19 protein-coding genes are annotated in these 17,320 nt (G+C 53.6%); 7 read left to right on the forward strand and 12 right to left on the reverse strand.

Going from position 1 to position 17,320, the window contains the following annotated elements; translation table 11 throughout:
• Positions 1-282 precede the first annotated feature (282 nt).
• Positions 283-711, forward strand: a complete 429-nt coding sequence (gene uspC, locus FHC51_RS19110; protein ID WP_103822409.1) for a universal stress protein UspC — start codon at positions 283-285, stop codon at positions 709-711.
• A 20-nt stretch (positions 712-731) separates the two neighbouring features.
• Here uspC and otsA read toward each other — a convergent pair whose 3' ends face one another.
• The 6 genes from otsA to FHC51_RS19140 all read right to left on the reverse strand — a co-directional run bounded on the left by otsA (position 732) and on the right by FHC51_RS19140 (position 7,543).
• On the reverse strand, positions 732-2,156 hold the full coding sequence (otsA, locus tag FHC51_RS19115; protein ID WP_220436352.1) for an alpha,alpha-trehalose-phosphate synthase: 1,425 nt from the start codon (positions 2,154-2,156) through the stop codon (positions 732-734).
• The gene (gene otsB / locus FHC51_RS19120; protein WP_103180099.1) at positions 2,131-2,937 is read right to left on the reverse strand and encodes a trehalose-phosphatase; all 807 of its coding nucleotides are present in this window, start codon (positions 2,935-2,937) and stop codon (positions 2,131-2,133) included. Before otsB ends, otsA begins: the two co-directional genes overlap by 26 nt.
• A 165-nt stretch (positions 2,938-3,102) precedes the next feature.
• Complete coding sequence (gene araH / locus FHC51_RS19125; protein ID WP_103180100.1) at positions 3,103-4,083, reverse strand: arabinose ABC transporter permease AraH; 981 nt, start codon at positions 4,081-4,083, stop codon at positions 3,103-3,105.
• A 14-nt stretch (positions 4,084-4,097) separates the two neighbouring features.
• The gene (gene araG, locus FHC51_RS19130; RefSeq protein ID WP_103822411.1) at positions 4,098-5,612 is read right to left on the reverse strand and encodes an L-arabinose ABC transporter ATP-binding protein AraG; all 1,515 of its coding nucleotides are present in this window, start codon (positions 5,610-5,612) and stop codon (positions 4,098-4,100) included.
• Positions 5,613-5,680: 68 nt separating this feature from the next.
• Positions 5,681-6,670, reverse strand: coding sequence for an arabinose ABC transporter substrate-binding protein AraF (gene araF, locus FHC51_RS19135; RefSeq protein ID WP_103822412.1), 990 nt, complete (start codon positions 6,668-6,670; stop codon positions 5,681-5,683).
• A 315-nt stretch (positions 6,671-6,985) separates the two neighbouring features.
• Positions 6,986-7,543, reverse strand: coding sequence for a DJ-1/PfpI family protein (locus tag FHC51_RS19140; RefSeq protein ID WP_220436353.1), 558 nt, complete (start codon positions 7,541-7,543; stop codon positions 6,986-6,988).
• A gap of 544 nt (positions 7,544-8,087) precedes the next feature.
• On the opposite strand from FHC51_RS19140, the gene FHC51_RS19145 reads away from it, so the two are divergent.
• On the forward strand, positions 8,088-8,591 hold the full coding sequence (locus FHC51_RS19145) for a non-heme ferritin-like protein (RefSeq protein WP_103822516.1): 504 nt from the start codon (positions 8,088-8,090) through the stop codon (positions 8,589-8,591).
• Between the two features lie 167 nt (positions 8,592-8,758).
• Here FHC51_RS19145 and FHC51_RS19150 read toward each other — a convergent pair whose 3' ends face one another.
• Both FHC51_RS19150 and azuC read right to left on the reverse strand, forming a co-directional pair.
• A complete protein-coding gene (locus FHC51_RS19150) occupies positions 8,759-9,010 on the reverse strand; it encodes a DUF2766 family protein (RefSeq protein WP_039030868.1) in 252 nt (83 codons plus the stop codon).
• 96 nt (positions 9,011-9,106) lie between these two features.
• A complete protein-coding gene (gene azuC, locus FHC51_RS19155; protein ID WP_098946254.1) occupies positions 9,107-9,190 on the reverse strand; it encodes a stress response protein AzuC in 84 nt (27 codons plus the stop codon).
• A gap of 212 nt (positions 9,191-9,402) precedes the next feature.
• Between azuC and FHC51_RS19160 the strand changes: the two genes are divergently transcribed.
• The gene (locus tag FHC51_RS19160; protein ID WP_114314587.1) at positions 9,403-10,824 is read left to right on the forward strand and encodes an MFS transporter; all 1,422 of its coding nucleotides are present in this window, start codon (positions 9,403-9,405) and stop codon (positions 10,822-10,824) included.
• Positions 10,825-10,865: 41 nt separating this feature from the next.
• Here the strand turns inward: FHC51_RS19160 and FHC51_RS19165 are convergent, their stop codons facing one another.
• The gene (locus tag FHC51_RS19165) at positions 10,866-11,504 is read right to left on the reverse strand and encodes an RpiB/LacA/LacB family sugar-phosphate isomerase (protein ID WP_103180105.1); all 639 of its coding nucleotides are present in this window, start codon (positions 11,502-11,504) and stop codon (positions 10,866-10,868) included.
• Between the two features lie 294 nt (positions 11,505-11,798).
• Between FHC51_RS19165 and yecR the strand changes: the two genes are divergently transcribed.
• Positions 11,799-12,140 carry a YecR family lipoprotein gene (gene yecR, locus FHC51_RS19170; protein WP_103180106.1) on the forward strand — a complete coding sequence of 114 codons (342 nt, stop codon included), beginning with the start codon at positions 11,799-11,801 and terminating at the stop codon, positions 12,138-12,140.
• A 206-nt stretch (positions 12,141-12,346) separates the two neighbouring features.
• The gene (ftnA, locus tag FHC51_RS19175) at positions 12,347-12,844 is read left to right on the forward strand and encodes a non-heme ferritin (RefSeq protein ID WP_103822416.1); all 498 of its coding nucleotides are present in this window, start codon (positions 12,347-12,349) and stop codon (positions 12,842-12,844) included.
• 33 nt (positions 12,845-12,877) lie between these two features.
• Here the strand turns inward: ftnA and FHC51_RS19180 are convergent, their stop codons facing one another.
• Positions 12,878-13,117, reverse strand: coding sequence for a YecH family metal-binding protein (locus tag FHC51_RS19180; RefSeq protein WP_220436354.1), 240 nt, complete (start codon positions 13,115-13,117; stop codon positions 12,878-12,880).
• Positions 13,118-13,184: 67 nt separating this feature from the next.
• On the reverse strand, positions 13,185-13,526 hold the full coding sequence (locus FHC51_RS19185) for a hypothetical protein (RefSeq protein ID WP_103822418.1): 342 nt from the start codon (positions 13,524-13,526) through the stop codon (positions 13,185-13,187).
• Positions 13,527-13,775: 249 nt separating this feature from the next.
• Between FHC51_RS19185 and tyrP the strand changes: the two genes are divergently transcribed.
• The gene (gene tyrP, locus FHC51_RS19190) at positions 13,776-14,987 is read left to right on the forward strand and encodes a tyrosine transporter TyrP (protein WP_220436355.1); all 1,212 of its coding nucleotides are present in this window, start codon (positions 13,776-13,778) and stop codon (positions 14,985-14,987) included.
• A gap of 82 nt (positions 14,988-15,069) precedes the next feature.
• Here the strand turns inward: tyrP and FHC51_RS19195 are convergent, their stop codons facing one another.
• On the reverse strand, positions 15,070-15,738 hold the full coding sequence (locus FHC51_RS19195) for a YecA family protein (protein WP_220436356.1): 669 nt from the start codon (positions 15,736-15,738) through the stop codon (positions 15,070-15,072).
• Positions 15,739-16,145: 407 nt separating this feature from the next.
• On the opposite strand from FHC51_RS19195, the gene FHC51_RS19200 reads away from it, so the two are divergent.
• A complete protein-coding gene (locus FHC51_RS19200) occupies positions 16,146-17,267 on the forward strand; it encodes a branched-chain amino acid ABC transporter substrate-binding protein (protein ID WP_220436357.1) in 1,122 nt (373 codons plus the stop codon).
• The last annotated feature ends 53 nt before the right edge of the window (positions 17,268-17,320 follow it).

Here is a 17,320-nt window from a genome sequence, read left to right on the forward strand (position 1 = left end):
AATGTCAGAGTCAAAACGTAAGTATTTTATTACGTTTATGGCTGAATGGATGTTGCGAAGAGGTAAATCCCCTTGTTTTTGCAGGGAATATATTTGTATGATTTACGTTAAGATAGCGGCTTTACCCCCCTTATGAGGGTTTAGCGCTATTCATTACATAAGAATATTTAATGAATAATTATGATAAGTATCACATGAATGTCACCTTCACCCCTTGCGAAGGCTAAAAAATCGCGCTAAAGCTGAGGAATAGCTAATGTACAGATACGTCCGGAGGGTACCATGAGTTACTCCCATATCCTTGTTTCTGTTTCAGTTTCCCCCGAAAGCCATCAACTGGTCGCCAAAGCGGTCGCTATCGCCCGACCGACTCAGGCACGCATCACTCTGGTCACCCTTTCCGCCGATCCTGAAATGTACAATCAACTGGCCGCACCGATGCTGGAAGATATTCGTGGCGTTCTTCAGGAGGAAACCCAGCAATTTCTGGATGATCTTATTGCGCGTGCAGAATATCCCATTGCACAAACGCTTTGTGCAACGGGAGAATTAAGCGAGAGGATACTTGATATATGTCACAAACAACGTGTTGACTTGGTGATATGCGGAAATCATAACCACAGCTTTTTTTCACGTGCAGCTTGTTCCGCAAAAACAATCGTTAACAACAGTAAAGTGGATGTGCTGTTAATTCCACTCAGGGCAGTTTAATGCCCTGAGCGGAATATTTATCAGGCAAGTTTAGGGAACGTTGCGACCTTTTTTTGCAGATTGCTCTCCACGCTGCGGGGAGTAATCTGCTTCAGATCCTCAGTGAAGCGCGCCTGCCAGCGGTCAATATCATTTTCGCGGATCACTTTCATCATATCGGCATGGCGTGAAATACGCTCCGTGAGGGGCATATTCAGCGCACGGTGCAGAGCATTGGCAACATCGTCCCGATCGTACGGGTTAACGATCAGCGCCGAGGTGAGCTCGTTAGCGGCACCGGCAAACTGCGACAGCACCAGCACGCCCGGGTCGGCCGGATCCTGCGCGGCGACATACTCTTTCGCCACCAGGTTCATCCCGTCACGCAGCGGCGTGACCAGGCCGACATCGGCATAGCGGAACACCTTCATCAGGATTTTGCGCTCAAAATGCTGGTTGAGATAGAACAGCGGCGTCCAGCCCAATTGGCCGTAACGGCCGTTAATGCGACCGGCTTCGTTCTCAAGCTGATGTCGGATATCCTGATAGGCCTGCACCTCGCCGCGCGAGGTCGGTGCGATTTGGGTATAGCGGATCTTACCGTGGTGCTCAGGATAATTCTCCAGCAGGGTCTCATAGGCCTGAAAACGCTCCGGCAGCCCTTTGGAGTAATCCAGACGCTCAACAGAGAAGATGTTTTTTACGTGCTTCAGCTCTTCTTTCAGCTGCGCCAGCTTAGGCGGCAGCGGCCCGGAGGCCTGCTCGATAATCTCGTCCGGCTCAATACCAATCGGATAGACCTCGGTGCGGAAGCGCTTGCCCCAGGCGGAGTGCGTGTCATCGTCATGTGCCGTCAGGCGCGTTTTGCTGGCCACGCTGTCGAGGAAGGCCAGGCGGTCATTTTCGGTCTGGAAGCCCAGCAGATCGTAATCGCAGAGCTGTTCAAGCAGCTCGTCGCTCGGCGGCAGCGCGTTGAAGATCTCCGGGGTCGGGAACGGAATATGCAGGAAGAAGCCAATCCGGTTGTTGACGCCGCGCTTGCGCAGCTCGCTGGCGAACGGCAGCAGATGATAATCGTGTATCCATAGCACGTCGTCCTGCTGGACTACCGGCAGCAGCTTATCGGCCAGCAGGCTATTGACCCGCGTGTACCCTTCCCAAGCCTCGCGCTTAAACTTTACCAGGTCCAGACGATAGTGGAAGGCTGGCCAAAGCACGGCATTGGAGAACTGGCTGTAATACTCATCGTAATTCTGTTCACTGAGATTAAACGAGGCCCAGGTGATATTCCCGCGCGTCACCTTTTTTAGCGGTTTGTCCTCATTACCAATCTCTCCACTCCAGCCAAACCAGAGCCCCCCCGTACTTTTTAACGCCCCCAGCACCCCAACTGCCAGGCCACCTGCGCTGGCTTTTTTATCATCCGGGGGAGCGATGCGATTAGAAACTACGATCAAGCGACCCATAAGGTTTTCTCCTGTTAATTTGCGCTATTTCTTGTTCTTGTTGATGGTTAGCGGCTTTTATTACCCATTGCCAGACATCAGGTACCGTAGCCAGCCGCCAGCTGGCTTTGGTCTCACCTGCGCCGACTTTCACTGATACCCCTTTAAGCTGATTCACCACTTCAAAGCCATGCTCATCGGTGAGGTCATCACCAAAGAAAACCGGCGTTCTGCCGAGGAAAGGCGCTTCATGCATAAAGGCTGAGATAGCCTCGCCTTTATGGATCCCTCTCGGTTTGATTTCAACTACACATTTACCTGGCTGGAGTGACAGCTGCGGATTGTCGTGCACGATCTGTTCCGCCAGGGCGAAAATATTCTTCTCATATTCCTGAGCCTGACGGTAGTGGATTGCAAATGCCATCCCTTTGGCTTCAAGTTCGGTGCCAGGCAGATATAAAAGCGCCGTTGTAAGCTGCGCATGCAGCGTCTGGATCAGATCCGGGGGAAGGGAAACGGATTGCGAATGACCATGGATGTCGCGGCGCTCCGCCCCGTGTACACCGGCAAGCGGGAAACGGTAGGGTCTGGCGAGCTGGTCCAGCTCGGCCATTGAACGCCCTGATATCAATGCCAGTGCCCCCTCATTCAGCTGTGCCAGCTGATTCAGTGCCTGTAATACTTCTGCGGGAACAACTACCTCATCGGGGTGTGGCTTGATGGTAGCAAGGGTCCCGTCGAGGTCGAAAAAGTACGCAAAGTTTTCTGATAGTAAAGGCGGTGAAGTTAACGTATCGGCCACCCTGATCCTCCTTACAGTTGGCGAGATGAAAAACGGCAAACATCTCAGTAGCCATGTAAGTATAGACAGTGTGACGGGGCTCGCCATTTGACATCCCCCTTTCCGCTGCGGCTGGGAAGGGGGGCTACACTTAAAAGTTAAGTCGGGAGGGGGTGGAAAAAAGGGTTAAACGGTGCGCTTTGCTTTTTGCTTGTAACGGTCGAAAATCACCGCCGCAAGCAGGATCAGGCCACGTACCACATACTGCGAGAACGGGGAGATGTTCAGCAGATTCATGGCGTTCTCAACCGTCCCGAGAATCAGGATCCCGGCCACCACATATGAGATTTTTCCGATGCCGCCCTTCAGCGATACGCCACCTAAAACGCAGGCTGAGATGACGATCAGTTCATAGCCGATAGAGGTCATTGGCTGGCCGCTGGTCATACGTGAAGCCAGAATAATCCCCGCCGCCGCCGACACCAGACCGGAAAGCACGAAGATGATAATCTTGGTCCGTACTACCGGTACACCCGCCAGACGCGCCGCCTCTTCATTACCACCAATCGCCAGAGTATTACGACCAAAGGTGGTTCTGTTGAGCAGGAAACCAAAAATGATCAGGCAGCCGACGGTCAACCAGATAGGGGCAGGCAGACCGAGCCAGTTGGCGTAGCCGAGGGTAAAGAAGCGCTCATCTTCAATCCCCACCGCTTTACCGTCAGAGATGATGTAGGCCAGCCCACGCACAATCTGCATGGTGGCGAGCGTGGTGATCAGGGCGTTGATTTTCAGGCGCGCAATCACGAAGCCGTTTACCAGCCCGCTGAGCACCCCGAGCAGCAGCCCGGCCGCCACGCCAATCCACAGACTTTCGGTCATGTTAATGACCACTGCGGTGGTGACACCAGCACAGGCGATAACCGAGGCGACCGACAGGTCGAAGTCGCCGGATGCCAGACAGAACAGCATCCCGCAGGCCACCATGCCCGACATGGAGATGGCAAGGCCCAGCCCTTTCATGTTAATGAAGGTGGCGAAGTTAGGCACAAAGATGGCGCAGCCGAGGAACAGTACGGCAAACACGACCAGCATGCCGTATTGATCCCAGATCCGCCCAAAGCTGAAGGCCGATTTCGGCGCTCCGGATGTAGTGACAGAGGACATCTTATTCTCCTTACTCAGGCGACAGCCTGACTGACTTTAGGCATGGCGAGGCTTAACGCCTGCTGTTCATTCGCCTGTTCATGTAGCAATTCACCGGCAATGGCCCCTTCACGCATCACCACGATACGGTCGGCCACGCCCAGTACTTCCGGCAGATCGCTGGAGGCGAAGAGCACCGCCACGCCACGTTTTGCCAGGGCATAAATGACGTTATAGATTTCGTGCTTGGCGCCCACGTCGATACCGCGCGTCGGTTCATCCAGCAGGATCACCTTCATCTCTTCCGACAGCCATCGGCCCAGAATGGCCTTTTGCTGGTTGCCACCGGAGAGATTCATAATCAGCTGTTCCGCGCCCGGCGTTTTGATGTTGAGCGATCGAATGTGGTGATCGGCGTTGCTGACTTCCCACGTGTCGTTAATCAGGCATCCGGCACGAATGGTTTTCCGGCGGGCCGAGATATTGATGTTGTCCCGCACCGAGTGCACCGGGATGATCCCTTCGGCTTTACGGTCTTCCGGGCAGAGCATCATCCCTGCGCGAATTGCGTGCGCCGGTTTCTGAATATCGACAGGCTGGCCGTCGATAAACACCTGCCCGCCGGTGATGCGGGTGCCGCCAAACAGCCCTTTCATCAGCTCGCTGCGCCCTGCCCCTACCAGACCGAAGAGGCCAACGATTTCACCGCTGCGCACCGTCAGGCTTACCGGGGTGCGTACGCCCGGGGCTTTTACCTCTTCGAGGCGCAGCAGTTCGCCGCCATACTGGCGCGGTTCCCAGTGATAGATATCACCCAGTTCGCGCCCTACCATCGCCTGCACCAGCAGGTCGTGGTTGACCTGCTGCATGTCGCTGAAAGTGCGGACATAGCGACCATCTTTAAACACGGTAATAGCGTCGCTGAGGGCAAAGATCTCTTCCATACGGTGCGACACGTACAGAATGATGCGCCCCTCTTTGCGCAGCTCGCGGATCACCCGGAACAGGTTCTCGATTTCACGCGCCGACAGCGAGCTGGTGGGTTCGTCAAAGGCGATAATTTTGGCATTGCGCGCCAGCGCCTTGGCAATCTCCACCATCTGCCACTGGCCGATGGAGAGATACTTGAGCGGGGTCTGGGGATCAATATCCAGCCCAAGGTGCTTCAGTTGCAGACCGGCCTCATAGTTGAGCAGCGAACGGTTAACGAAACCGCCCTTATGCGGAAGCTGCCCAAGATAGATGTTCTCCGCCACGGTCATCTCCGGCACCAGATGCAGTTCCTGGTAGATGATGGCGACACCGGCATTCAGCGCGGCGGTGGTGTCCGCGAAGGCGACCTCTTTGCCCTGGATGGCGAGGGTGCCTGTCGTGGGGGTGTAGTTACCGCTGAGGATCTTCAACAGCGTGGATTTTCCGGCGCCGTTCTCACCCATCAGGGCATGAACCTGACCCGCATAGCAGTCAAAGCTGATGTCGGTCAGCGCGTTGACACCGGGAAAGGTTTTGCCGATGCCGCGAAAAGAGAGATACGGTTCAGACTGTTGCATAACGTCTCCGAGGATCGAGTAGTGAACGTCTGGCCCCCCGATGCTACGGGGGGCGCAATCACAGTGAATTACTTACCGCCCAGTCCCTTTTTCTCCAGCTCGGCTTTGAAGTTGTCACGGGTGATCAGCACCACGTCGGTAACTTCAGTGAATTTCGCTGGCTCGGCACCTTTAGTGACCCAGTTGTAGAGCATTTCGCTGGATTTATAGCCATGTACGTCCGGGCTTGGCAGCAGAGAGCCGTAGAAACCGGTGGCCTGTGCTTTAGAGAGCTCGCTCACCGCATCAACGCCGTTGATGCCGATGCCGATAACATCTGCCGCTTTGAAGCCCTGGCCTTCGGTGGCGCGCACGCCGCCCAGTACGGTGTTGTCGTTCATCCCCACTACCAGCCAGTGTTTCACTTCAGGGTGTTGCACCAGCATGGAGTTGGCCGCATCGAAAGCGCCCGGGATATCGTTAGATTTGGTTGGCACTTTGTAGATCTGTTTTTCCGGGAAGCCGGCCGCTTTCAGGGCTTCCATCGAGCCGGTGGTGCGACGGCGTGCGGTATCCAGTTCATCGGCGGTGATCGCCATAACCGCGGTGTCCTTCACATCCCAGCCGCGTTTTTGCATCTCTTTATAGAGCTCCTGGCCCTGACGCTCGCCGATTTTGGTCGCCGCCATCATCACCAGCGGCACGGTATCCATCGGCTTGCCTTTGGCGTTCACGAACTGGTCGTCCACGGCGATAACTTTCATGTCGTAGCCACGCGCTTTCGCCACGATAGCCGAGCCCAGTTTGGGATCCGGAGTACAGATGACAAACCCTTTCGCGCCGCTGGCTGCCAGGCTGTCGATAGCGTTCAGCGTTTTTTCACCATCCGGCACAGCAATTTTAATGACTTCAAAACCCAAATCTTTCCCGGCTTTATCGGCAAATTTCCACTCTGTCTGGAACCATGGCTCTTCCGGTTGCTTCACCAGGAAACCGAGCTTCAGGTTCTCCGCCATAGCGGATTGTGACATAACGGCAGCCAGACCGATGGCCGCCAGCGCTTTAGTAAATTTGTGCATGGTTAACTCCAGCTTTAGCGTTTTAATTTGTAGGGGAATAACAACTAAAATCTTTTTAATCGGACTTAAAACAAGGCATTAGCGCCAGGCGTGTATTAAGCGCATTTGCTTGAGATAGTTTTAGCGGGAAATTAATCATCCATAAGAGAGCGCCATCACACCGCAGAATTACAGTAATTGCGTACATAGATTCAGCGGAAAAAGACATAAATATGCAGGTATTTGTCTGACAAATAGAAAGGGGGAAAGCAGATTAGTCCATAAGATTAGCTAAGAAATCCTTGTGATCCGGGCGCGCTGGCGCCCGGCATCGTATTACCAGGGATAATAGATATGCTCGGCGTGATCGCGTACCGGCGCTTCATCACCCAGCAGACGTGCTGAGAGCGTCAGCGCAAAGTCAAAGGCATGGCCCAGCCCCTTGCCGCTGATGAGGTTGCCATCTTCCACCACTGGCGCATCGACATATTCGCCGTCCTGAATTTCCTGCCAGAGTTCTCCCGAGCAGACATAGCGACGCCCTTTTAACAGGCCATTGCCGCCCAGCACACGCGCCGCAGCCGAACAGTTTGGGGCGATAAATTTCCCCGCTTCGTCATGCGCGGCGACAAAACGCACCACATCGGCACTGGCCGCCAGATTCACGCTGCCCTGCGGGCCGCCGGGTAAAACAACCGCGTCGTAGTAACTGTCGAGTTTTTCGCTGAGGGTGCTGTCCGCCACCATCGGGATATTATGGTAGCTCACCACCGCGCGCGACTCGGCGCAGGCCAGGGTTTCTACCTCAATGTGGAGACGGCGTAAGATATCAATAGTGATAATCGCTTCCGCCTCTTCAAATCCGGGTGCCAGCAGCACCGCTACTTTTGCCATAATGAACTCCGCTAGTGAAACATAAAACAATGTTTCATTTTCACCGCGTACAGGGCGGAAAACTTCCAGCGGGATCACATATCGCACTATTTTCAGCAAAAATGATCTGGCGCAATTTTCACCAACTGTAAAAATCTATTAAAAACCAGAATTTTCTGTATTCCACCTGGCAGGAATAATTATCATTTTTTTTGCTAAGCGCCTATTTCACCGCGACGGAGAAAGACATAAAGTAATTTCATTGTTCGAGCAGTATTAAATTTATAAAATTTTATATATTACAATAAGTTATTGATGAAAATCCTCACCCTTTCCTTCTCGAAATTCTTCATTTTTTTTAATTCCTGATGGTGGGTAAGGTTTAGTAAGAATATATTTATAAGGATTTTCTTATAAAGGATTCGCTGTTATTATGAATTCTACCTGATGCCTGAAATGAATTTGGGATCACATACAGGGAAAACAGAATGCTTTTATTCTGTAGTGAACTATCGTTAATGATGATTATTTTTTTGGTTACATAAACGAAGAAAAGGGAATGGATATGGCTGTCTCGGATATGATCACCAGGCTCAACACGCAGATGAACCTCGAGTTTCATGCGTCAAATCTCTCTTTGCACCTCAGCGAGTGGTGTTCAGAACATCAGCTAACCGGTTCCGCGACCTTCCTGCGCCTCCAGGCGCAGAACAACGTCACGCAAATGATGCGCGTTTTCGATTTTTTAAAAGCATCAGGCGCGATGCCGGTTCTGAAACCCGTGGATATGACTGACGAAGAGTGCAATTGCCTGGAAGCGGTTTTCCAGCGCACACTGGAAGAGTATGAGCAGCGCTGTCAGACGCTGAATCAATTAACGGATGAAGCGCGGAAAATGAAAGATATTTCTACGCTCAACTTCCTGCATGATATTGAAAAAGAACAGCAGCAGGATGGGGTATTACTCAAAACCATCCTTGATGAAGTTCGCCAGGCGCGTCGCACCGGCATGGGTCTGGAACAGACCGATCGCCAGCTGCTTAACGTCGTCAGCCGTCAGCACCACTGATTCTGCGCGTTAACTAAATTACCCGGCCTGTGCCGGGTAATTTTTTGCAAAAGCGTCACCACCCTACTGGTGCAGACCTTCTTGTAATTCTCGTTCCGGGCGACCCAGGGTCGCCCGTTCACATTATTCTCACAAAACCGTTTGTAAATTCAAAACACCGGTTTATTTTAGTGAGACTCGCCCTGCGGCGTGAACTTCAGCTCGATCAGCGCAATGGCTTTCTGTACGGCGCGCAGCGTAACAGGGTCGGCCGAGGCCGGATTGCTGGCGAAATCGATGTTTTTCAGCTGACTGGACATTTTCTCGCGGACTTCTGCGGGCGCAATGATTTCAATCACATCAAGAATTTGTTTGATGACCAGCTGGCATGCAACGACGTCAGAGATCAGTTCCTGATCGGCACTCAGGTTTTGAGACATAGGCTTCTCCTGTTTGAAAGGCCGTCATAGTATCAAAACGTCAGCCCTGATGCGGCGTACAGGCACAAAAAAACCTGCCGGAGCAGGTTTTTCTTATCAGAACATCGCGCCTGGCGGTACGTCCTTAAAGGTCTTGCAGTAGGATTCGAACATGCTTTTCAGGATCTTGCGCAATTTCATCGGTATGCTCCGGCTAAGTGTTATGCAGGTGTTATTGTTGATGCGGCTATAATATGACCTCCATCACAAAAATCAATGTTTTTGTGATATTCATCACGGCAGTTTATTTAAAACAAAACGATGCTCCGATTAAAAACGAATATAATTCAGAGCATTAACGCACAACGTGTTCCCGTAAATATTTAAAAAAAATTTTAAGTGGCAGAGAAAAAATGACCGAAAATCACTCCGGCAAAGCGGCCAGCGGGATCTCTCCCGCCGCGCTGCTGGTAGCCGGCGCGTTCTTTATGGAGTTTCTTGACGGCACGGTGATCGCCACGGCGTTACCCGATATGGCGAAAAGCTTTGGCGTGCAGGCGGTCGATCTTAATCTCGGGATCAGCGCCTACCTCATTACCCTGGCGGTGCTTATTCCTGCCAGCGGCTGGATCGCCGATCGCTTTGGCGCGCGTAAGGTGTTCACCCTTGCCCTGGCAATCTTCACTCTCGCCTCGGTGCTGTGCGGTCTCGCCACCAGCGTGGATCAGTTCATCGCCATGCGCATATTGCAGGGAATGGGCGGTGCATTAATGGTGCCGGTAGGCCGCCTTGCCGTATTGCGCACCACGCCTAAGCACCTGTTGATTACCGCCATCGCCACCCTCACCTGGCCCGCGCTGGTGGCACCCATCATCGGCCCGCCGCTGGGAGGCTTTATTACCAGCTATGCCAACTGGCGCTGGATCTTCTTTATTAACGTGCCGTTAGGGCTGATAGCTATCGTGCTGGCGCTGCGCATTATTCCCGATATCTATGAAGAGGCCCGTCGCCCGTTCGATACGCCGGGCTTTATCGCCACCTCAGTGGCGATGGTGAGTCTGGTCTATGCCATGGAGATGATGGGGGCGCAGGAGATGAATACAGGCATGACCCTTGCGCTGCTGGCAACAGGGATGGTGACCATGATTTATGCCCTGCGCCATTTCCGGCGCGCCGAGTGGCCGATGATCCGCCTCGACGCCTTGCAGGTACCCACCTTTCGGGTGACGATGTACGGCGGGTCGCTGTTTCGCGCCTCCATCAGCGCCGTGCCGTTTTTGCTGCCGCTGCTCTTTCAGGTGGGATTCGGCATGGATGCGTTCCACTCCGGTTTGCTGGTGCTGGCCGTCTTTGTCGGCAACCTGACCATCAAACCGGCAACCACGCCACTGATTCGCGGGCTGGGGTTTAAAAAGCTGCTGCTGATCAACGGCGCGCTGAACGTGCTGGCTCTGCTGGCCTGCGCTTTCCTGACTCCGCAAACCCCGGTTTGGCTCATTATGCTGATCCTTTATCTGGGCGGCGTGTTCCGTTCCATTCAGTTTACCGCCATCAGTACCCTTGCGTTTGCGGATGTGCCTTCGCCGCAGATGAGCTATGCCAACACCCTATTTTCCACCGCCACCCAGCTGGCAGTGGGGCTGGGGATCACCCTCGGCGCCATCGGGATCCGCATCGGCGAAGTGTGTAGCGAATGGCTGGGGATGGCGTCGCTACCGGGCATCAGCTTCCGGCTGGCGTTTGTAGCCATTGCGCTGGTCTGTCTGCTGGGGATGGTCGATACCCTGCGGCTGGTAAAAGATGCCGGCAGTGCGGTATCCAGAAAACAGGCATAAAAAAAGCCAGCGCAAGCTGGCTTTTTATCAGTGTTAGCAACTTAGCCGATAATACCGCGAACAAAGGCCTCGATCTCTTTATCCTGGCAGTTCTCGAAGAAGCACTGCTGGAAACGCTGACCGGTAACCGCAGTTTTAACCAGCTCTGGATCGATGGCGCGCAGGGTGTCGAGATAGTTCTCTTTCACCACAGCCGCTTTCACCTGGTTCAGGATGCCCGCGTTGCGAACCTGAGGCTCTTTACGCTCTGGCGGATAACCTTCGCCTTTACGGCCAGTGAAGGCTTTTTCAAAGATAAAGCGCACGTTCAGCTCTGCGCCCCAGCCGAAGCCTTTAGCAAATGGCAGGGCGAGTGCGTTACCGTTGTTGATCTGCGCAAACAGGAAGGCGTCAGCAGGATCGATGCAGTAGCCACACACCACGCCCGGGTGGATGTTCAGGGACATCAGCGCACCCTGGCCGGTACCGCAACCGGTCACCACGAAATCAACCGCTTTAGAGTTCAGCAGAATGCTCGCCATGATCCCCAGGTGAATATAGGTCAGGTGGTGATCGTTTTCGTCGCTCATCCCAACGTTATAAACCGGGAAACCTTTCTCTTCAGCAACGGCGTTCAATTCCTTGAGGATGATGGCGTTTTTTTGCGCCTGGCTGTTTTCCATCATCAGTGCAATTTTCATACTTCGTCTCCTGAATGCGATGCGGGGCACCCCGCTGTGAATAGCTTACCTGACTCACCTTACTACTAAGCAAACGCACTTTCAAATTAAGTGAAAAATAGTTTCAAAAAAACAAAGATGCGCTCACAATTTTGATGAAGAGGGATGTGAACACCGGTTCGCAAAAGGATGGCTTATGATTGAAGGAGCCGGATGGTCGTGGCGAAGAGAAAAGAGAGAACAGGTGGTTATTCCTGGCATTGCGCTTTACGTCTGGCGTTAGTATAGGTTATTTCAACGCATTCAGAGTGTTCTATGAAGAGATTATGCACGGTCGGTCTGGTGCTGTTACTGGCAGGTTGCGGCATCACCCGCAAGGCTGAAGTAAGCAGCGTCGATGTCACCTCGGGGGTCGTCAGGCTTGATTATGGTCAGCCACTATTCCAGACCTCTTATGATGATGCCTATGTAACAAGTGGCACTGCCACCCGCGAATGTCAGGCCATGGGATACAGCACGGCCCAGGCCTACGGTCAGCCGATCGAAACCTGCAGCGTGATCAGCGGCTCGTTGTGTCTGAACAAAACCGTCACTATCCAGTATCAGTGCCACGGTTACGCCCCCGCCCCTGCCGTTACGACCTCGGCTTATTACTAATTTCGTTGCCAGCGCTTCTGCTGGCAATAATATTCTAAACACGAAACAGAATAATTCTCATTAATATATTTAAGCTGCGCGCAATGCGTTTTATTCCCATTCGTATTATGATCGCTTAAATATTTATTTTACTTTTTACAAATAAATAAATAACAAATTATAGTGACGCTCACGTTGACCAGTTAATAATAAAACGGAGCCACACCATGCTTAAAAGTGAAATGATCGACAAGCTCAATGAGCAAATGAATCTGGAGCTTTACTCCTCCCTGCTCTATCAACAGATGAGTGCCTGGTGCAGCTATCACAGTTTTGAAGGCGCGGCGGCATTTATGCGTCGTCACGCGCAGGAAGAGATGACGCACATGCAGCGTCTCTTTGATTATCTTACGGATACCGGCAGCCTGCCGCGCATCAACCCGGTGGCATCGCCGTTTGCAGAATATGCCTCATTAGATGAACTGTTCCGCGCTACCTACGAGCATGAACAGCTGATCACCCAAAAAATTAATGAACTGGTACACGCAGCAATGACCAGCCAGGATTATCCTACCTTTAATTTCCTGCAGTGGTATGTGGCAGAACAGCATGAAGAAGAGAAGCTGTTTAAATCGGTTCTCGATAAACTTTCTCTGGCCGGAAAATCGGGTGAAGGGTTGTACTTTATTGATAAAGAGCTGTCGACGCTCGATGCCCAAAATTAATATTTATGCGGCGCCATCAGGCGCCGCAAATTTTTAATGGCGGCAGATTTTACTTTCATGAGTTGAAAAACCCGACGCCTGCGGAATGAATTTACCGCGCGCCGCCAGAAATGCCAACAGCTCCGCCGCCGTCATATCCGCAGCTGAACAGGTGTGAAAACGCGCCTCGTCACCAAAACGCGCCGTAATCGCAGCAATCAGACTCTCTTCGCTGTATTGCTCACCGGACTCGATCATCATCGTCAGCACTTCGTGCCCATGAATAGATGCCATAAACCCTTCAGAACAAAAGGCGCAGCCTAACCCTTTCCTCCCCGCAACGTTTTGCGCTGGCGCAGGTTTACATGCAACCCGCACAGCTGGTGCAGCGCCAGTCCTGTTTATTGACCGCTTGATAAAACTGGCGATAGCTGGCCGTCTCCAGCGGGATGCCGTGGTCGAAAAAGAGATCGGTCAGCCATTCGACGTTTTCAATAATCCACTCATCTTCCTGCAACCCTTGGGCAAAGGTCTCATCTTCGGGATCGATGATCGAATAGATGGCCCAGGTCCCCATATCCTTTTCCTGCCTCGCCTCCGGTAAGGTTAGCGCCTGGCCCTGCCAGCTGATTATCCAGTGCCCGTGACACAATAAATTGCCTGAACGACTCCATTTCGCACAGAAGGGATTACTGACCGCCATCGCCTTCTCACTTTTTTTGAATATTTATAAGAAACGTTTACGTTACGCCTGATTATCGAGCGAAAACATTGCTCTTATGAAGTAGGCAAACCTCCTCATTTTTACGGGCATATGACCAGAGCGACGCTTAAGTTAGATAGCGTAAATATTCCATTACAGCGGTTGTAACGCCGGTTTGACGAGCCCGTCCTTTTCCCTTACTCTGCGCCGCAGATTTTGTCGTTGTGCCGTAGGGTTTTAGAGGAAAACGTGAAGAACAGAACGCTGGGTAGTATTTTTATCGTCGCCGGAACGACGATTGGCGCCGGGATGCTGGCGATGCCGCTGGCGGCGGCAGGTGTCGGTTTTGGCGTTACGCTGGTGTTACTGGGCGTACTGTGGGCACTGATGTGTTACACCGCCCTGTTGCTGCTCGAAGTGTATCAACACGTTCCTGCCGATACCGGGCTGGGATCGCTGGCCGGCCGTTATCTGGGGCGATTTGGCCAGTGGATCACCGGCTTTAGCATGATGTTCCTGATGTATGCCCTGACGGCAGCCTACATCAGCGGTGCCGGGGAGTTGATCGCCTCCAGCGTCAATGACGGGTTCAACGCTGATATCTCCCCCGCTACCGGGGTGCTCTTATTTACCCTGATTGGCGGGGGCGTGGTCTGTGTGGGTACGTCGCTGGTGGATCTGTTCAACCGCCTCCTGTTCTCGGCAAAAATAGTCTTCCTGGTGGTGATGCTGGCCCTGCTGGCCCCGCATATTCATAAGGTCAACTTACTGACGCTGCCGGTGGAGAAAGGGCTGGCTCTGTCGGCTATCCCGGTCATTTTTACCTCGTTTGGTTTCCACGGCAGCGTGCCGAGCATCGTGAGCTATATGAATGGCAACGTGCGCAAGCTGCGCTGGATCTTTATCACCGGTAGCGCTATTCCGCTGGTGGCGTATATCTTCTGGCAGCTGGTGACCCTCGGCAGTATCAACTCGTCGAGCTTCATGGGGATGCTGGCAAACCATAGTGGGCTGAACGGGCTGTTGCAGGCCGTACGCGAAGTGGTTGCCTCGCCGCACGTTGAGCTGGCGGTGCATCTGTTTGCCGATCTCGCCCTGGCGACCTCATTCCTGGGGGTGGCGCTGGGCCTGTTCGACTACCTCGCCGACCTGTTCCAGCGCAGCCGCACGGTCAGCGGACGTATTCAGACCGGGGCAATCACCTTTCTGCCGCCGCTGGCCTTCGCGCTGTTCTACCCTCGGGGTTTTGTGATGGCGCTGGGTTATGCAGGCGTGGCGCTGGCGGTGCTGGCGCTGCTGCTGCCCTCGCTGCTGGTCTGGCAAAGCCGTCAGCACCATCCTGAAGGGAACTACCGGGTACCAGGCGGTAAGCCTGCGCTCTGTCTGGTCTTTGCCTGCGGGATCGCGATAGTCCTGGTGCAGTTCGGGATTACGGCGGGGTTGCTGCCAGAGGTGGGATAACGTGCAATGATGCCGGGTGGCGCTGCGCTTACCCGGCCTACGGATATTGAGGCCCGCGCAAGCGAAGCGCCGCCGGGCGCTGTTAATGCAGACAGCAGTTCTTGAATTTCTTGCCGCTGCCGCACGGACAGGGATCGTTGCGCCCCACTTTGGTGCCGTTGATCACCGGCTGCTGAGTAACCGGCTCTTGCGGGTTGGCAATCCAGTAGTTATACAGACGCAGCGCTGCCGGACGAATGCCCTCGATGCTCTGCTGGAACTCTTCTTCACTGAAAGAATCCAGGCGCTCAAAGTTCTCTTCGGAGCCGTGCAGGGCAATTAAATCCAGATCGGCACGCAGCGACTCCGGCAGGGATGACCAGTCGGTCAGCGCCACGCCGCGCATATAGCCGAAGCACCACTCTTCCACCACGGTATAGGTTTCACCGTTGACATCGTTCATACCGAACATCGGTTCAAACTGATCCGGGTAGTCGCTCAGGCGTTCGGCGATATCGTTCATATGCTTGAAGCAGAGATCGATGAAGCGGTTCATCTCACGCTCGTTCTTCCAGCGCGGAATGTTCTTTTCGCCGCCCCACACCGCCACCAGCCAGCGATCCGGTTCCACCACCACGGGGCCGGACAGCACCGCAGTCAGCATACCGTCGAGTTCTGAGACATCCATAACGGACTCGTCATCATGACCGTAGGTCATTAAGGTCTCTTCCAGCCACTCCATTTCGGTTTCGTTTAACGGGCCTTCAGTCATGGGTAGATCTCCTGCAGAATAGAATGGGGTGCAGGGTAACACAGAAACGGTTCTCTTCCCTGATGATCCGCGGTCTTTGCTGGTGCAAAACCGCTTAAATCGTGACCGTTGCACAAGTTATGTGCTTTGTTGTTAATGAGATGTGATCCCCGCTGTAATTTCACTTCGTGCCGCCGGGCGGCGTAAAACGGCGCTCTATACTGAAAATTGTCGAAACAAGGCCCTACGCTGCCCGTTCTGGCAACCATTTTGCTTAATGTTGTTCTGTCGAGGAAATGCGTCAGACACCCTCGCCTGTTTCTGCAGTTTGTCGTCCGTATTGTGCAATGCATTTTTGGATTGGGTACGCCTTCAGGCGTTCGACTACACACGGTTGTGCAAAAATCACTCAGAAAAGGTAGATCATAATGTCGCTGAAATTCATCAGAAGTCCTCTTTCTCTTGTTCTGGCAGGCTGCCTGGTCACGGCGTTTTCCGCCCAGGCTGATATCGTGATTGGTGTGGCGGGTCCCTTTACCGGACCGAACGCCACGTACGGGGATCAGTACTGGCACGGCGCAACGCAGGCTGCGGAAGATATCAACGCCGCGGGCGGCATTAATGGTGAAAAGATCAAACTGGTGCAGGGCGATGACGCCTGCGAACCGAAGCAGGCTGTGTCGGTGGCTAACCGTCTGGTGGATCAGGATAAAGTTAAAGCCGTGGTCGGCCACTTCTGCTCCTCCTCCACCATGCCAGCCTCGGAGGTCTATAACGACGCAGGCGTGCTGGCCATCACCCCCGGCTCTACCAACCCGCAGATCACCGAGCGCGGCATGAGCGATATGTTCCGCATGTGCGGGCGCGATGATCAGCAGGGCCAGATCGCCAGCGATTTCATTATTGACAAGCTGAAAGCCAAACGGGTGGCGATTATTCACGACAAGGACACCTACGGGCAGGGTCTGGCTGATGCTACCAAAGCGGCGCTGGCAAAACGTGGCGTGCAGAACGTGATGTATGAAGGGCTGTCCCGCGGCGAAAAAGACTTCAACGCGCTGGTGACCAAAATCGGCGCCCAGAAGCCAGACGTGGTTTTCTTTGGCGGCTGCCATCCGGAAGCGGGCCCGCTGGTGCGTCAGATGCGTGAGCAGGGCGTGCAGGCGAAATTCTTCTCCGGGGACTGCATCGTCAATGAAGAGATGGTCACCGCTGCCGGGGGTGCGCAGTACACCAACGGCATCTACATGACCTTCGGTAAAGACCCGCGCCTGATCCCGGAAGGCAAAGCGGTGATCGACAAATTCCGCGCCAGTAAATTCGAGCCGGAAGGCTATACCCTCTACGCCTACGCCTCTGTACAGGCCATTGCTGCGGCATTTAAAGCTGCGGGCGGGGCCGATCCGGCCAAAGCCAGCGAATGGCTGAAGGCCAATTCGGTGGATACCGTGATGGGCAAAAAATCCTGGGACAGCAAAGGCGACCTGAAAGTCTCCGACTACGTGGTGTACGAGTGGGACGACAAGGGCAAATATAAGGAAGTGCAGTAACCGCTCAACGTCGGTATGGCGACATACCGACGCACTATAACCATCGGGCCGCA

The organism is Leclercia sp. EC_58 (assembly GCF_019584355.1).
Taxonomy (GTDB): Bacteria; Pseudomonadota; Gammaproteobacteria; order Enterobacterales; family Enterobacteriaceae; genus Enterobacter.

Coding starts and splice junctions, on each gene's coding strand:
- uspC (WP_103822409.1), top strand. CDS start 283: ATGAGTTACTCCCATATCCTTGTTTCTGTTTCAGTTTCCCCCGAAAGC.
- otsA (WP_220436352.1), bottom strand. CDS start 2,156: ATGGGTCGCTTGATCGTAGTTTCTAATCGCATCGCTCCCCCGGATGAT.
- araH (WP_103180100.1), bottom strand. CDS start 4,083: ATGTCCTCTGTCACTACATCCGGAGCGCCGAAATCGGCCTTCAGCTTT.
- araG (WP_103822411.1), bottom strand. CDS start 5,612: ATGCAACAGTCTGAACCGTATCTCTCTTTTCGCGGCATCGGCAAAACC.
- araF (WP_103822412.1), bottom strand. CDS start 6,670: ATGCACAAATTTACTAAAGCGCTGGCGGCCATCGGTCTGGCTGCCGTT.
- FHC51_RS19140 (WP_220436353.1), bottom strand. CDS start 7,543: ATGGCAAAAGTAGCGGTGCTGCTGGCACCCGGATTTGAAGAGGCGGAA.
- FHC51_RS19145 (WP_103822516.1), top strand. CDS start 8,088: ATGGCTGTCTCGGATATGATCACCAGGCTCAACACGCAGATGAACCTC.
- FHC51_RS19150 (WP_039030868.1), bottom strand. CDS start 9,010: ATGTCTCAAAACCTGAGTGCCGATCAGGAACTGATCTCTGACGTCGTT.
- azuC (WP_098946254.1), bottom strand. CDS start 9,190: ATGAAATTGCGCAAGATCCTGAAAAGCATGTTCGAATCCTACTGCAAG.
- FHC51_RS19160 (WP_114314587.1), top strand. CDS start 9,403: ATGACCGAAAATCACTCCGGCAAAGCGGCCAGCGGGATCTCTCCCGCC.
- FHC51_RS19165 (WP_103180105.1), bottom strand. CDS start 11,504: ATGAAAATTGCACTGATGATGGAAAACAGCCAGGCGCAAAAAAACGCC.
- yecR (WP_103180106.1), top strand. CDS start 11,799: ATGAAGAGATTATGCACGGTCGGTCTGGTGCTGTTACTGGCAGGTTGC.
- ftnA (WP_103822416.1), top strand. CDS start 12,347: ATGCTTAAAAGTGAAATGATCGACAAGCTCAATGAGCAAATGAATCTG.
- FHC51_RS19180 (WP_220436354.1), bottom strand. CDS start 13,117: ATGGCATCTATTCATGGGCACGAAGTGCTGACGATGATGATCGAGTCC.
- FHC51_RS19185 (WP_103822418.1), bottom strand. CDS start 13,526: ATGGCGGTCAGTAATCCCTTCTGTGCGAAATGGAGTCGTTCAGGCAAT.
- FHC51_RS19195 (WP_220436356.1), bottom strand. CDS start 15,738: ATGACTGAAGGCCCGTTAAACGAAACCGAAATGGAGTGGCTGGAAGAG.
- FHC51_RS19200 (WP_220436357.1), top strand. CDS start 16,146: ATGTCGCTGAAATTCATCAGAAGTCCTCTTTCTCTTGTTCTGGCAGGC.